12 protein-coding genes are annotated in these 15,229 nt (G+C 67.2%); 4 read left to right on the top strand and 8 right to left on the bottom strand.

Features of this window, described 5'->3' with window-relative positions; genetic code table 11:
• Positions 1–17: 17 nt before the first annotated feature.
• Positions 18–1,544, top strand: coding sequence for a sensor histidine kinase (locus ACS5PK_RS20235; RefSeq protein ID WP_439442074.1), 1,527 nt, complete (start codon positions 18–20; stop codon positions 1,542–1,544).
• Positions 1,545–1,601: 57 nt separating this feature from the next.
• On the opposite strand, the gene rodA is transcribed toward ACS5PK_RS20235, so the two are convergent.
• From rodA to ACS5PK_RS20210, 5 genes are all read right to left on the bottom strand, one after another.
• Entirely contained in the window at positions 1,602–2,759 is a 1,158-nt protein-coding gene (gene rodA, locus ACS5PK_RS20230; RefSeq protein ID WP_439442073.1) for a rod shape-determining protein RodA, read from the bottom strand.
• On the bottom strand, positions 2,756–4,849 hold the full coding sequence (gene mrdA / locus ACS5PK_RS20225; protein ID WP_439442072.1) for a penicillin-binding protein 2: 2,094 nt from the start codon (positions 4,847–4,849) through the stop codon (positions 2,756–2,758). Before mrdA ends, rodA begins: the two co-directional genes overlap by 4 nt.
• A 19-nt stretch (positions 4,850–4,868) precedes the next feature.
• Complete coding sequence (mreD, locus tag ACS5PK_RS20220) at positions 4,869–5,390, bottom strand: rod shape-determining protein MreD (RefSeq protein ID WP_439442071.1); 522 nt, start codon at positions 5,388–5,390, stop codon at positions 4,869–4,871.
• Entirely contained in the window at positions 5,387–6,415 is a 1,029-nt protein-coding gene (gene mreC, locus ACS5PK_RS20215) for a rod shape-determining protein MreC (RefSeq protein ID WP_439442070.1), read from the bottom strand. Before mreC ends, mreD begins: the two co-directional genes overlap by 4 nt.
• A gap of 157 nt (positions 6,416–6,572) precedes the next feature.
• Positions 6,573–7,616 carry a rod shape-determining protein gene (locus tag ACS5PK_RS20210; RefSeq protein ID WP_183102363.1) on the bottom strand — a complete coding sequence of 348 codons (1,044 nt, stop codon included), beginning with the start codon at positions 7,614–7,616 and terminating at the stop codon, positions 6,573–6,575.
• A 334-nt stretch (positions 7,617–7,950) separates the two neighbouring features.
• On the opposite strand from ACS5PK_RS20210, the gene gatC reads away from it, so the two are divergent.
• From gatC to gatB, 3 genes are read left to right on the top strand one after another with little or no spacing between them, the layout of a single operon-like run.
• A complete protein-coding gene (gene gatC, locus ACS5PK_RS20205) occupies positions 7,951–8,250 on the top strand; it encodes an Asp-tRNA(Asn)/Glu-tRNA(Gln) amidotransferase subunit GatC (protein WP_439442069.1) in 300 nt (99 codons plus the stop codon).
• Complete coding sequence (gene gatA, locus ACS5PK_RS20200) at positions 8,247–9,746, top strand: Asp-tRNA(Asn)/Glu-tRNA(Gln) amidotransferase subunit GatA (protein ID WP_439442068.1); 1,500 nt, start codon at positions 8,247–8,249, stop codon at positions 9,744–9,746. The genes gatC and gatA overlap by 4 nt, the downstream gene beginning before the upstream one ends.
• A gap of 2 nt (positions 9,747–9,748) precedes the next feature.
• Entirely contained in the window at positions 9,749–11,206 is a 1,458-nt protein-coding gene (gene gatB, locus ACS5PK_RS20195; protein ID WP_439442067.1) for an Asp-tRNA(Asn)/Glu-tRNA(Gln) amidotransferase subunit GatB, read from the top strand.
• Positions 11,207–11,299: 93 nt separating this feature from the next.
• Here the strand turns inward: gatB and ACS5PK_RS20190 are convergent, their stop codons facing one another.
• From ACS5PK_RS20190 to ACS5PK_RS20180, 3 genes are all read right to left on the bottom strand, one after another.
• A complete protein-coding gene (locus tag ACS5PK_RS20190; protein WP_439442066.1) occupies positions 11,300–12,052 on the bottom strand; it encodes a hypothetical protein in 753 nt (250 codons plus the stop codon).
• Positions 12,052–12,723: an orotate phosphoribosyltransferase gene (gene pyrE, locus ACS5PK_RS20185; protein WP_439442065.1), complete on the bottom strand. Its 672-nt coding sequence runs from the start codon at positions 12,721–12,723 to the stop codon at positions 12,052–12,054. The genes ACS5PK_RS20190 and pyrE overlap by 1 nt, the downstream gene beginning before the upstream one ends.
• Before the next feature lie 147 nt (positions 12,724–12,870).
• The gene (locus tag ACS5PK_RS20180) at positions 12,871–15,132 is read right to left on the bottom strand and encodes a TonB-dependent receptor (RefSeq protein ID WP_439442064.1); all 2,262 of its coding nucleotides are present in this window, start codon (positions 15,130–15,132) and stop codon (positions 12,871–12,873) included.
• Between the last annotated feature and the right edge of the window lie 97 nt (positions 15,133–15,229).

Raw genomic sequence — 15,229 nt, 5'->3', positions numbered from 1 at the left:
CTGCGGAGCCCAGCCTGATGGCAGCTGACAGCGGTCAACGCTCACTGTTCGGCGAGATCCTGGACTGGATGCTCGCTCCGCTGCTGGTCATCTGGCCCATCAGCGTCGCCCTGACCTGGCTGGTCGCCCAGGGCATCGCCAGCAAGCCCTATGACCGGGAGCTGGGCGAGATGGCCCGTACCCTGGGCCTGCAGGCGGCCGCGGAGCCGCGCAACCAGGCCGCCGCCAATGCCCGCTCGCGCTACGCGCTCTCGCCCGAAGCGGCCGCCCTGCTGCGGGCCGACGAATCCGACACCGTCTACTACCTGGTCCAGGGGCCGCGCGGCGAGTTCCTCAGCGGCGACAAGGAACTGCCCACACCGAATCCGGACGAGGCCGTCGTGCCCTGGGAGCTGCGCTTCCGCGACGACGAGGTCAGCAACGAGAGCGTGCGCGTCGCCTATCTGTGGGTGACGCCGGAGGGCAATGCCAAGGGACAGATGCTGGTGCAGGTGGCCGAGACCCTGGGCAAGCGCTCGCGCCTCACCAACGAGATCATCAAGGGCGTGATCCTGCCGCAGTTCGTGATCCTGCCTCTGGCCGTGCTGCTGGTGTGGCTGGCGCTGGCACGCGGCATCGCGCCACTCAACGAGCTGCAGCGGCGCATCCGCTCACGTGACAGCTCGGACTTGAGCCCCATCGATGAACGCCGCATCCCCGATGAAGTGGCGCCCCTGGTGCACGCCATCAACGACTTGCTGCAGCGCCTGGACCAATCGCTGAGCACGCAGAAGCATTTCCTGGCCGACGCGGCCCACCAGCTCAAGACGCCGCTGGCAGGCCTGCGCACCCAGGCGGAGTTCGCCCAGCGCGAGATCGACGAAGGCCGCAGCTCGCCGCAGGAGCTCAAGCGCTCGCTGCAGCAGATCGCCCTGTCCAGCCAGCGAGCGGCGCACATGGTCAATCAGCTGCTGGCCATGGCACGCGCCGAGGATCAGGAACATGCGGCCCGGCGCTCGGAGATCAACCTGCCCGAGATCGCGATGGAGACGGTGCGCGACTTCGTGCCCCGCGCCCTCGACAAACGCCTGGACCTGGGCTACGAGGGACCAGACGAGGAGCACAGCGGCCTGCGCATCCTCGGTCATCCAATCCTGATCCGCGAGCTGATCCGCAACCTGGTCGACAACGCCCTGCTCTACACGCCGCCCGGCGGCACCATCACCGTGCGCATCGTCGAAGATCCCTTCGGCCAGGTCTGCGTGCTGCAGGTGGAGGACTCCGGCCCCGGCATTGCCGAGGCAGAGCGCGAGCAGGTCTTCCAGCCCTTCTACCGGGCCCTGGGCACGAATGTGGACGGCTCCGGCCTGGGGCTGGCCATCGTGCGCGAGATTGCCCAGCAGCACGAGGCCGAGCTGACGCTGGACGACGCACGCCCACGGCGCCCCGGCTTCGTCGAGCCCGACGGCATGGGGCCGGGGGCACGCTTCACCATCCGCTTCCACGCCCATCCGGTGACCGGCATGGACGCGGGCGAGGACGGCGACGAAAACCCTGCGAGCTGAGCGTTCAAGGTCCTGATGGACTGGGCAGCCGAACCGGCGATCCGGCCCGCCCACGCCTCAGTGGCGTTTGTAGCGCTTGGACTTGGCGATGCCCAGCAGGATGCCCAGACTCAGGCCCAGCATCACCATGGCCGTCCCGCCGTAGGAGATGAAGGGCAGAGGCACGCCCACCACGGGCAGGATGCCGCTGACCATGCCCATGTTCACGAACACATAGGTGAAGAAGGACAGGGTCACCGCGCCGGCCATCAGTCGGCCAAACAGCGTCGGCGCCTCGAAGGCGATCATGAGGCCTCGCAGGATCAGGGCCGTGAAGCCCAGCAGCAGGGCCGCCGCGCCCACCAGGCCGAATTCCTCGCCATAGGCCGCGAAGATGAAGTCGGTGGTGCGCTCGGGAATGAATTCCAGGTGGGTCTGGGTGCCCTTCATGAAGCCCTTGCCGGTCACGCCACCAGAGCCGATGGCGATCTCGCCCTGGATGATGTGGAAGCCCTTGCCCAGCGGATCCTTGCTAGGGTCCAGCAGGGTGCAGACGCGATGCTTCTGGTACTCGCGCAGCACCGGCCAGGTGACGTCAGGCTGGCAGATCTGTTCCTCGCTCATCACCAGGGCCGCGATGCCGATGCCGCCGGCCACCATCACCGGCAGGATCAGCTTCCAGGACAGGCCGGCAAAGAAGATCACATAGAGCCCCGCCGCCAGCACCAGCAGGGCCGTGCCCAGGTCCGGCTGCTTGGCGATCAGCCCGACAGGCACGGCCAGCAGCACGAAGGCCGCGGCGAAATCCGGCAGGCGCAGCTGGCCTTCGCGCTTCTGGAACCACCAGGCCAGCATCAGCGGCATCGCGATCTTGAGGATCTCGGAGGGCTGGATCTGCGTGATGCCCACATTGAGCCAGCGCGTCGCGCCTTTCTTGGTCACACCGAACAGCGCCGTCGCCAGCAGCAGCATCAGGCCGAGGCTGTAGAGCGGCACGGCAATCTTGATCAGGCGCTGCGGCGGCACCTGCGCCATGACCAGCATGATGCCCAGGCTCAGGAGGGTGTTGCGCAGGTGGTCGACGAAGCGCGTGCCGTGGTCATAGCCGGCCGAGTACATGCAGAAGAGGCCCAGGCCCATCAGCCAGAACACCGCCAGCAGCAAGGGCGCGTCCAGGCCTTCGGTCCAGGGGCGGATGCGGTCGCGCAGAGCTCGCAGGCTGAAGCTGTTGTTCATGGGCGGGCTCCGCTGGCGATGGAGGCGGCCGGGCGGGCGGGCACGGCGGAGGACGCTGATGCGGGCGCCGCCCCGCGGCTCGCCACGGCCACGGGCGTGGACGCCGGGAGCGCCGCACTGGCCGCCAGCGGCACCAGCACAGGCTGCCCGGGCAACGGCACCTCGCTGGCCTTGCGCGGCGTGCCGACGGGCGCCATGGTCTTGCCCTGCTGCGTCAGGGCGATGTCTTCCTCGCTGGGGTACTGGCCCAGCAGGGCGTAGTCAAAGACACGCCGCGCGATGGGCGCTGCGGCACCCGAGCCCCAGCCAGCGTTCTCCACAATCACGGCCAGGGCGATGGTGGGCTTGTCCACCGGCGCGAAGGCGACGTAGAGGGAATGGTCGCGCTTGTGCTCGTCTGCCTTGATGCTGCTGTACTTCTCGCCAGCCTTGAGGCCCACCGCCTGCGCGGTGCCGGTCTTGCCGCCGCTCTGGTAGGGCGCGCCCATGAAGACCTGGCGCGAAGTGCCCTCCAGCGTCACCCCGTTCATGGCGTTGCGGATCACGTCCACCTGCTCGGGCCGGAGGGGGATGGGGTCCAGGGCTTCGCTGGACATGTGCCGGGTCTGATGCTGGACCACGTCCTCGATCTCCCGCACCAGGCGGGGCTTGTAGCGCTGGCCGCCCGTCGACAGCGTGGCATAGGCCGACGCCATCTGCAGCATGGTGAAGTTGTTGTAGCCCTGGCCGATGCCCAGGGAGATGGTCTCGCCGGCGTACCACTTCTGCTGCTCGGCCTTGCGGAACTTCCTGCGCTTCCACTCCTGCGAGGGCAGGTCGCCAGTCACCTCGCCAGCCAAGTCGATGCCGGTCTTGCGACCCAGGCCGAAGGGCTCCAGCTGGTCATGGATGAGGTCCACGCCCATCTCGTTGGCCAGGCTGTAGAAGTAGACGTTGGAGGAGCTGACGATGGCCAGGCGCATGTCCTTGGGGCCCGGCCGGTCGGTCTCGGGGCTGCCGAAGGTGCGGCCGCCGAAGCTGTAGGTCAGGTTGTCCATGATGACCGTGCCGGCGGCGCGCTTGCCGCTGTTGAGCGCGGCCATGGCCATCAGGGGCTTGAAGGTGGAGCCCGGCGGGTAGGTGCCGCGCAGGGCGCGGTTGAGCAGGGGCTTGTCGATGTCCTCGTTGAGCGCCGCCCAGCTGTCGGCGTCGATGCCGTCAACGAAGAGATTGGGATCGAAAGTGGGCTTGGACACGAAGGCCAGCACCTCGCCATTGCGTGGGTCGATGGCCACCAGGGCGCCGCGGCGGTCCTTGAACAGCTCCTCGACCAGGGCCTGCAGGCGGATGTCGATGGAGAGCTTCAGCGTGTTGCCCGGCATGGGCGGCTGGTGGCGCAGGCGGCGCACGGCGCGGCCGGCGGCGCTGGTCTCCATCTGCTCGAAGCCGGTCTGGCCATGCAGCTCGCGCTCGTAGTACTGCTCCAGGCCCAGCTTGCCGATGTACTCGGTGCCGCGGTAGTTGGCGATGTCGTCGTCGGCCCACTCCTCCATGGCCTTCTTTTCGGCCTGGTTGATGCGGCCGATGTAGCCGATCAGGTGGCTGCCCACCTCGCCCAGCGGGTAGCTGCGGAAGAGCCGCGCCTTGATGTCCACGCCGGGAAAACGGAAGCGCTGGGCGGCGAAGCGCGCCACCTCGGCGTCCGTGAGCTTGGTGCGGATGGGCAGAGACTCGAAGTTCTTGCTCTCCTCCATGAGGCGCTTGAAGCGCTTGCGGTCCCGGCCCTGGATGTCCACCACCTCGGCCAGCTCATTGATGGTGGCTTCCAGGTCCAACACCTTGGAGGGCGTGATCTCCAGTGTGTAGGCCGAGTAGTTGCTGGCCAGCACCACACCGTTGCGGTCCACGATGAGGCCGCGGTTGGGCACGATGGGCACCACGGTCACGCGGTTGGACTCGGCGCGCTCCAGCAGGGTCTCGTGCTGCATCACCTGCAGGTAGACCAGCCGGGCGGCCAGCAGCCCGAAGCAGAACAGCACGAAACCGGCGGCCGCCAGCACCCGCACGCGAAAGCGCGACTGCTCCTGGTGGACGTTGTGCAGCTGGGTCATGGACGCAGAGGGACCCGCCTCACAGCGGTCGGTGCTCGTCGCGATCAGGCGGGCGGCGCTGGGGCGCCAGCAGGATCCAGCTGGCCAGGGGCCACAGCAAGGCCTCGAGGAAGGGCGCCAGCAGCAGCAGCCAGCCCGGCCACATGCCGCCAACGGCCAGGCGCACCAGCAAGGACACGGCATGGGCCAGCGCGAACAGCGGCAGCACATGCAAGGCCTGACCCCAGCGCGTGAACCAGGGCAGGCGGCGGTGCAGGGCGACGGCGCCAAAGCTCAGGCCGCTGTAGGCCAGGGCGTGCTGGCCGAGCAAGGCGCCATGGTGCACATCGACCAGCAAGCCGAAGAGGAAGGCCCAGCCCACATTGACCCGACGCGGCTGGTGCACGTTCCAGAACACCAGCACGATGGCCAGGAAGTCTGGCATGGCAGGCTGGCGGCCCAGGGGCACCATGTCCAGCATCAAGGCCAGCAGCAGGCTGAAGGCGATGAAGAGGGGGTTGGCCGGCAGCAGCAGCTGGCTGGCGGCGCGCGGCATGATCATCGCGGGCTGCCTCCCTTGCTGTCCTTCGCCGCTTCCTTCGCGGCCTCCTTGGCGGCTTCGCGTGCGGCCTTCTGCTCGGCAGCACGCTGCTTGGCTTCAGCCTTGGCCTGGGCCTTGCGTTCAGCCAAGGCCTGGGCTTCCTTGCCGGCGGCCTCCGCGGCCTCGGCGCGGGCGGCCTCGTGCACGGCCAGCGGGGCCAGCACCAGTACATGGCGCACGCTGTCCACCGGCACGGTGGCCTGCAGGCTCACGCGAGCGAAGCTGGTGTCGCCACGGCGTTCCACCTGAGCCACCTTGGCCACGGGCAGGCCCGGGGGATAGATGCCGTCCAGGCCCGAGGTGGAGAGCACGTCGCCCGCCTGGATGTCCGCATTGGCCGCAGTGAAGCGCAGCTCCAGGCCGCGCTCGCCGCCGAAGGCCACGCCGCGCTGCTGCGTGCGGGTGTTCAGCACGGGGATGGCAGCATCCTTGTCGGTGATGAGGGTCACCTCAGAAGAGAAGCTGTAGACACGCGTCACCTGGCCCAGCACGCCGGCCTCGGTGATCACGGGCGAACTCAGGTGCACGCCGTGCTGGCTGCCGCGGTCGATGCTGACGCGGCGGGAATAGGGATCGGGGGCCTCGTAGAGCACCTCCGCCGCCACCGAGCTCACGGTCTGGGCTTGCTGCATCTTGAGCAACTCGCGCAGGCGCTGGTTCTCGGCCAGCAGCTGCTGGGCGCGGGACAGGCGCTCGGCCTGCGCCACCAACTGTCGCCGCGCCAGGTCCTCAGCCGCCATGGCCTTCTCCATGCCGCGAAGATAGTCGCCCAGGTTCTCCCAGGCATCGACGGGCGAGAGCAGCAGGCGCTGCACCGGGTTGAGCACCAGGGCCACCGCCGCGCGGGCCGGCTGGGCCACCTTGAAGCGGGCGTCCAGCACCATCAGGAAGATGGCAAAGGCCGCGCACAGCAGCAGCCGCGTCAAGGCCGAGGGGCCTTGGCGGAACAGCGGCGGCGCATTGCGCTCCAGGGTGCCGAAGGGCATGGCTTGCAGTCTGGCGGGTGATCAGTCCATCAACGTCTCGGGCCGTAGCGAGCGGCGCTTGGGCTAGGCGCACAGCGCGCAGGAACCGGAACGTACTGGAGGTACGTGAGGATTCCGAGCACTGCGCAACGACGCCCAAGCGTCGCGCAGTAGGCCGTCACTCAGAAGCGAAGATGGAGCCGAGGCGTTCCATGTGCTCCAGCGCCATGCCGCAACCGCGCACCACACAGGTCAGCGGGTCCTCGGCCACCAGCACCGGCAGGCCCGTCTCCTCGGCCAGCAGTCGGTCCAGATCACGCAGCAGGGCGCCACCGCCGGTCAGCATCATGCCGCGCTCGGCGATGTCGGCGCCCAGCTCGGGCGGGGTCTGCTCCAGCGCGTTCTTCACGGCGGACACGATCTGGTTCAGAGGGTCGGTCAAGGCTTCCAGGATCTCGTTGGACGAGATGGTGAAGCTGCGCGGCACGCCCTCGCTGAGGTTGCGGCCCTTCACTTCCATTTCCTTGACCTCGGAGCCGGGGAAGGCCGAGCCGATCTGCTTCTTGATGGCCTCGGCGGTGGGCTCGCCAATCAGCATGCCGTAGTTGCGGCGGATGTAGTTGATGATGGCTTCGTCGAACTTGTCGCCGCCGACGCGCACCGAGCCCTTGTAGACCATGCCGCCCAGGGAGATCACGCCGACCTCGGTGGTGCCGCCGCCGATGTCGATGACCATGGAGCCCGAGGCTTCCGAGACCGGCAGGCCAGCACCGATGGCCGCAGCCATGGGCTCCTCGATCAGCTCCACGCGCGAGGCGCCGGCGCCCAGGGCGGCGTCGCGGATGGCGCGCTTCTCGACCTGGGTCGAGCCGCAGGGCACACAGATGATGATGCAGGGCGAGGGGCGCAGCAGCTTGGTGTCGTGCACCATCTTGATGAACTGCTTGATCATCTGCTCGGTGATGACGAAGTCGGCGATCACGCCGTCTTTCATCGGGCGGATGGCCTCGATGTTGCCGGGCACCTTGCCCAACATGGCCTTGGCCTCGCGGCCGACGGCCTGGATGGTTTTCTTGCCGCTGGAGCCGCCTTCGTGGCGGATGGCGACGACGGAAGGCTCATCCAGCACGATGCCCTTGCCACGCACATAGATCAGCGTGTTGGCGGTGCCGAGGTCGATGGCCAGGTCGGTGGAGAAGTAGCGGCGCAGGGACGAAAACATGGTGTGGGGCTGGGGCTTCAGGCCGGGCGGCGGCAGGGATCACGCGGGCACGGCACTGGCAATTCTCAGGAGGGGCGGCGGCGTCAAATGAATGCAGCCAAGGCAGTGGCGCCAGGGCTGCACAAGGGTGTTCGCACCATGTGCAACGAGGCTGCCTGTGCCTTGGCGGCCCTGCAGCCCCGTTACCATGGAGATAAGCGGAGATAATACCCGATCACCCCTTTGTTTAGACCCCTGACTAGCCCCTGACAGCCCCTGTTTTTGCAGGCTGTAAGCGGCAATGCACCGCGTTTTGGCACGGTGCCCAGGTCCTCCAACAAACCCGGACTTGCCCATGGCCCTGACCCAGGATGACGTGAGCCGCATCGCCCACCTCGCCCGCCTCGAACTTTCCGACGCGGAGCAAGGCGCCTTGCTTGGCCAGCTCAATGGCTTTTTCTCCATCGTCGAGCAGATGAGCGCGGTGGACACCAGCGGCGTGGAGCCGCTCTACACGCCGCTTTCCGCCGTGCAGGACGTGCAACTGCGCCTGCGCGAAGACGCAGTCACCGAGAGCAACCAGCGCGAGCTCAACCAAAGGAGCGCACCCGCCGTCGAGGACGGCCTGTTCCTGGTCCCCAAGGTCATCGAATGAAGTCTCTACACGAATTGGGCGTGGCCGAGATCGGCCAGGGCTTGCGCGCCAAGGCCTTCTCCGCCACCGAACTCACCCAACACCTTCTTGCACGCGTTACCGCCGCGTCGCAACTGGGTGCCTTCCTGCACGTGGATGCCGAGGGCGCACTCGCGCACGCGGCCCAGGCTGATCACCGGCTGGCAGCCGGCGATGCCAGCCCCCTGCTGGGAATTCCGCTGGCGCACAAGGACATCTACGTCACCGCGGACATGCCCACCACCGCCGGCTCCAAGATCCTGGCCGGCTACCGCAGCCCCTTCGACGCCACCGTCGTCGCCCGCCTGAACGCGGCCGGCACCTTCTCGCTGGGCAAGCTCAACTGCGACGAATTCGCCATGGGCTCGGCCAACGAGAACAGTGCCTTCGGCCCGGCCCACAATCCCTGGGACCGCAGCCGCGTGCCCGGCGGCTCCTCGGGTGGCTCGGCGGTCGCCGTGGCAGCGCGCCTGGTGCCCGCCACCACCGGCACCGACACCGGCGGCTCCATCCGCCAGCCGGCCAGCTTCACCGGCATCACCGGCATCAAGCCCACCTATGGCGTCTGTAGCCGCTACGGCATGATCGCCTTCGCCTCCAGCCTGGACCAGGCCGGCCCCATGGCCCGCTCGGCCGAGGACTGCGCCCTGCTGCTGTCCGCCATGAGCGGTTTCGACGAGCGCGATGCCACCAGCATCAACCAGCCGCCGCAGGACTTCCATGCGCAGATGCTGACCGCCCGCGAAGGCGCCAGCGCTGCGCAGCCGCTCAAGGGCCTGCGCATCGGCCTGCCCAAGGAATTCTTCCCCGCCGCGCTCTCGGCTGACGTCAACAGCGCCGTGCGCCAGGGTCTGGCCGAGCTGGAAAAGCTGGGCGCCACGCTGGTGGAGGTCAGCCTGCCGCGCACGGAGCTGGCCATTCCCGTGTACTACATCATCGCCCCGGCCGAAGCCAGCTCGAACCTGAGCCGCTTTGACGGCGTCAAATTCGGCCATCGCGCCGCCAACTACACGGATCTTCTGGATATGTACAAGAAGACCCGTGCCGAAGGCTTCGGCCCCGAGGTCAAGCGCCGCATCATGATCGGCACCTATGTGCTGAGCCATGGCTACTACGACGCCTACTACCTGCAGGCCCAGAAGCTGCGCCGCATGATTGCCGACGACTTCCAGCAGGCCTTCCAGCACTGCGACGTGATCGCCGGCCCGGTGGCCCCCAGCGTGGCATGGAAGGCAGGCGAAGGCGCGGACGATCCGGTCAAGGCCTACCTGGCCGACATCTTCACCCTGCCCGGCTCCCTCGCCGGCCTGCCCGGCATGAGCGTGCCGGTGGGCTTTGCTGAATCAGGCGAAGGTGCCGGCATGCCCATCGGCCTGCAGCTGATCGGCAACTACTTCAAGGAAGGGCAGTTGCTGCACACCGCCCACGCCCTGCAGCAGGCCACCGACTGGCACACCCGTGCCCCGAACGGAATCTGAGCATGAACAAGCCCAACAGCAAGCTGGTGCGCGGCTACGAGGTGGTGATCGGCCTGGAGAACCACGTCCAGCTGTCCACCCAGTCCAAGATCTTCAGCGGCTCCTCGACTGCCTTCGGCGCCGAGCCCAACACGCAGGCCTCGCCCGTGGACCTGGCCCTGCCCGGCACGCTGCCGGTCCTGAACCGCGCTGCCGTGGACCGCGCCATCCGCTTCGGCCTGGCCGTGGGCGCCAAGGTGGCGCCGCTGTCCATCTTCGCCCGCAAGAACTACTTCTACCCGGACCTGCCCAAGGGCTACCAGATCTCGCAGTTCGAGATCCCGGTGGTGCAGGGCGGCACGGTGGAGTTCTTCGTCGGCGACGAGAAAAAGACCGTGCGCCTCACCCGCGCCCATCTAGAGGAAGATGCAGGCAAGAGCCTGCACGAGGACTACCACGGCCAATCCGGCATCGACCTGAACCGCGCCGGCACGCCCCTGCTGGAGATCGTCTCCGAGCCCGACATGCGCTGCGCCGCCGAGGCCTGCGAGTACGCCAAGACCTTGCACGCGCTCGTGATGTGGCTGGGCATCTGCGACGGCAACATGCAGGAAGGCTCCTTCCGCTGCGACGTCAACGTCTCGGTGCGCAAGCCCGGCGAGCCCTATGGCACGCGCCGCGAGATCAAGAACCTCAACAGCTTCCGCTTCCTCGTGGACGCGGTGAACTATGAGGTGAACTGGCAGATCGACCAGATCGAGGATGGCCTGCCCATCCAGCAGGCCACGGTGCTCTACAACCCGGACACCGGCGAGACCCGCGCCATGCGCTCCAAGGAAGACTCGGCCGACTACCGCTACTTCCCGGACCCCGATCTGCCGCCCCTGGTGATCGCACCGGAGTGGGTGGAGAAGGTCCGCGGCGAGATGCCCGAGCTGCCGGGCGTGATGGCGAAGCGCTTCATCGAGGCCGACGGCCTGCCCGAGTACGACGCCACCATGATGACCCAGAGCCTGGCCACGGCCCGCTACTACGAGGCCGCCAAGGCCGCGGGCGCTGCGCCCAAGCTGGTGGCGAACTGGGTGATGGGCGAGATCAGCAAGCGGCTCAACAACGAAGGCATCGAGATCGACGCGGCGCCGGTGAAGCCGGCCCTGCTGGCCACGCTCATCGGCCGCATCAGCGATGGCACCATCTCCAACAACTCCGCCAAGCAGGTATTCGACGCCCTGTGGGCCGGGGAAGGCGCGGATGTGGACGCCATCATCACCGCCAAGGACCTGAAGCAGTCCAACGACACCGGCGAAATCGAACGGATCCTGGACGAGGTGCTGGCCGCCAACCAGAAGTCGGTGGACGAGTTCCGCGCCGGCAAGGACAAGGCCTTCAACGCCCTCGTGGGCCAGGCCATGAAGGCCACCAAGGGCAAGGCCAACCCGGCCCTGGTCAATGAGCTGCTGAAGAAGAAGCTGGGCGGCTGAAGGTCCTGCCTGACACCATGAAGAAAAGGCCGCTGGGAACAGCGGCCTTTGTCGTTGCGGAACTCGTGCAGGGTGTGAGGGGCAACCCCGGCTTCAGCGGCTGCTGCCCGAGGCGGGTTGAGGCGAACTGCCAGGCGGCACAGAGGGGCTGGACGCTGGGCTGTCCAGACTGCCCGGAGCCGCGCCGGCCCAGAGCTTCTTCAAGCGCAGCAGCTCGACGTCGAAAACCTTGTTGACCCGTACCAGCTCCGCCTTCTGGTTCTCGATCAGCACACGCTGCGCCTCGGCAGACACATCATTGGCGTCCAGCTGCTGCCTGAGCTTGGGCGGCAGGGGCTTGCCCTTGTAGAACTCGGCTTCGTCCAGCAGCGGCTTGCGTTCCGCAGCCAGCTCCTTGATGCGGCGCTCCGAGGCCTGCATGGCCTTGTTGACGTCATCCAGCGCCGCTTCGCGGGCTTCGCGATGCACGGCCTCGTTGCGGTAGCGGATCATGAGGTTGCGGTCCCGCCGTACCGCGTCCTGCTGGGCCGCGCGCTCAGCTGCCTGCTTGCGCTCCCGCAGCTCCTGCGCGGCCTTTTCCTCCATGGACATCGAGGGCGGCAGCAGGGATTTCACCGAGCCATCCGGGTTGTGCACCTTTTGCTCGCGGGTCGCGCATTCGGGAATGGGCCTGTCGGAGGTCAGCTTGCGGCCGTCCGGCGCGACGCAGCTGTAGATGGCCTTGCCTTGGGCGCAGGCAAGACCTGTCACCAGCAGACCCAGCAGCAGGGCGGCCAATGATGGCGGCGAGCGCAAGGACTGACCCAAGAACTGACGCAAGGTCATGAGGCGGCGCGGAAGTGGCATCAGACTCCGTAGCGATCTCGGTAGGCCTGGACGGCTGCCGCATGGGCAGAGATGTCCGTCGAGCTGTTGTGATGCAGATACTGCAGCAAGTCTGACAAGCCGGCAATGGCACTCACGGGCAAGTGCAGCTGACGGTTGACATACTGCACTGCCGACCAGGGTTGCTCCACGCCGTTTTCGGCGGCCTTCTCCTGGCGGTCCAGCGCGATCGAGACGCCGCAGGGCGTGGCACCCGCGGCCTGGATCATGGCGATGGACTCGCGCACCGAAGTGCCGGCCGAGATCACGTCATCGATGATCAGCACCCGGCCCTGCACAGGCGCACCGACGAGGGTGCCGCCCTCGCCGTGGTCCTTGGCTTCCTTGCGGTTGTAGGCGAAGGGCTTGTTGTGGCCCAGGCGCGCCAGCTCCACCGACACCGCGGCAGCCAGGGTGATGCCCTTGTAGGCCGGGCCGAAGATCATGTCGAACTCGATGCCTGAGGCCAGCAGCGTCTTGGCATAGAACTCAGCCAGGCGGCCCAGCTTGGCGCCGTCGTTGAAGAGCCCGGCGTTGAAAAAGTAGGGACTCAGGCGGCCCGCCTTGGTCTTGAATTCGCCGAAGCGCAGCACGCCGGCCTCCACGGCAAAGGCAACGAATTCCTGGGCGAGGGGCGTGGAGGAGCTGGTCATGGCAAGGGCTGATGGGGATCTCGAGGTGGCCCGCATTGTATTGAGCCCATGAAAAAAGGCCCGGCCCCCCGCCCCGTGAAACAAGGGGGGTGCCGGGCCTTTGCACGCGCCAGACCGCGATCTGACGCGCCGGGCATCAGAGCAGGCTCAGAACAGGGCCTTGAACTGCACGCCGTAGGTGCGGGGGTCGTTGATGAAGCCCGTCAGGTTGTCGAAGTCGATCGCGCCGTTGACGACGACCTTGTTGGTCAGGTTGCGCACGAAGCCCGCCACCTCGTACTTGCCGTCGCCCCAGACATAGCCGGCGCGCAGACCGCCTTCCAGCAGCGCCTTGCCGGTCAGCTCCTTGGCCTCATAGAGCAGGAAGTTGACCTTGGAACGGTAGGCCCAGTCGGTGTAAACGAAGTACTCGTTGCCGTCTGCCGTCGGGATCGAGTAGCGGGCCGTCAGGTTGGCGATCCACTTCGGCGCGTTGGGCAGCGGGTTGTTGTAGAGGCTGTAGCGGCCGTTCGCGTCAGGCGTGCCCACCATGGTGGCATTGCTGCCCGGACGGGGGGCGGAGAGCGTCGGATCCTTGATCTTGGTGTCGTTGTAGCTGAGCCCGAAGGTGAGCATCAGGCGCTCCACGGGGATCAGGTCCAGGTTGAGCTCGAAGCCCTGACCCTGGCCCTTGCTGGCGTTGAGCAGGGTGTTGGTATTGCTGGTGCCGCCCACGGCGGTCAGCTGCTGGTCCTTCACCGTATAGGCGAACACATTGGCCGACAGGCGGGCGCGGCGATTCCAGAACTCGCTCTTCACGCCGGCTTCGTAGGAGGTCACGGTTTCAGGGCGTGCCTTGCTCTGTGTGCCGAAACCACTGGCCGGGTAGATGGAGGCGGCACGGAAGCCCGTGGCGACGCGCGTGTAGAGGTTGGTCTGCTTGTCCAGGGCATAGGTGCCAGAGACGTCCCAGTTCAGCTTGTGGTCATTGGTGCTGGCGCTGGTGCCGGCGCTGTCATTGACCTTGCCGACGGTGTTCAGGTCCTTCTTGTCCTGGGTGTAGCGCAAGCCGCCGCGCAGCTTGAGATCGGGGCTCAGCTCGAAATTGACCGATCCGAACAGGGCCCAGGCCTTGTTGGTCTGGCGGGTGTCCACGATGCCATCGGCCGGGTTGGCCGCGGTGTAGTCCACCGTGCGCATGGTGTACTTCTCGTCAAAGAGGTAGAGCCCGCCCTGCCAGCGCAGCGGACCGGCAGCCTGGGACTCGAGGCGGAATTCCTGTGTCAGCTGGCGGTGCCCCATCAGGGCGTCCGAGGTGTCCATCTGCCAGGTGGCCTCGCCCTGGGAGGGATAGGGCGCCGTCTTGGGGTCGCCCGAGAAGGGGTTGTGGTAGCGGTGGCCGCCATCCACGTCGCCACGGCTGAAGGGCTGGACCGTCTCGATGGCGCTGATGGAGTGCAGGGTCACGCCGTCCAGGGCCCACTTGAGGCGCAGGCTGGCGCCGGTGCTGTGCAGTCGCTGCTCGTTGGTCCCGTCGATGACCATCTTGGCCGGGTCGAAACCGTCGACCAGGTCGTTGCTGCCGGGCTTGATGATGGAGGCACGGAACAGGCGCGGGCTGCCCTTGAGCTCGCGGTTGTGCACATTGAACAGGGCGCTGAAGCCCTGGTTGGCCTCATACAGCGCCTGGATGCGCACGGCTCGGTCGTCGTAGCCCTCGGTGGACGAGGTCTTGGCATTGGGCAGCTCGTTCTTGACCCAGTTGCCGCGGTGCTGGTTCTGCGCCGAAATGCGCACTGCCCAGTCCCCGCCCACCGGCAGATTGGCTGCGCCTTCCAGGTTCACCATGCCCTGGCTGCCAAAGGAGGCGTTGAAGTAGGCATCCTGGCGCTTGGACGGCTTGACCGATTCGAACTTCACCACGCCGGCCGGGGTGTTGCGGCCGAACAAGGTGCCCTGGGGGCCGGCCAGCACTTCCACGTTCTTCACGTCAAAGGCCGGGAAGCCCTTGAGGATGGGGTTCTCCTGCACCACCTCGTCATAGATCAGCGAGACGGGCTGCGAGGCATTGAGCCGGAAGTCGGTGTTGCCGTAGCCGCGCAGGTAGAAGCGCGGGAAGGCACGGCCGAAGGAGGACTCGATGTTCAGGCTGGGCACACGGCCGGACAAGGCACGGATGTCCTGCCCGCTGGAATTGATGACGTCCAGCTTTTCGCCGCTGATGGCCGAGACCGCATTGGGCACGTCCTTGATGTTCTCCACGCGCCGCTCGGCGGTGATCACGACGGCCTCCAGCTGGTTGGTCTGGGGGCGTGCGGACTCGGTCTTGGGCGCTTCCTGCGCCAGCACCGGCGCGGCCGCTAGGGACTGCAGGGCCAGGGTCACGGCCAGCGCCAGCGGCGCACGGGAGAGGGGGGTGGAATGAATCATGGGGTACTCCTTGAGCTTGTCTGGATCCACGTGACGGAAAGAGAGAGGACGCCGGGGCCGCAGTTCGGCTTCCCGGTGCGCGCCTGCCGCAGCGCGA

This window comes from Roseateles sp. DB2 (assembly GCF_051857535.1).
GTDB lineage: Bacteria > Pseudomonadota > Gammaproteobacteria > Burkholderiales > Burkholderiaceae_C > Roseateles_B.
This window is presented reverse-complemented; position numbering and strand designations above follow the sequence as displayed.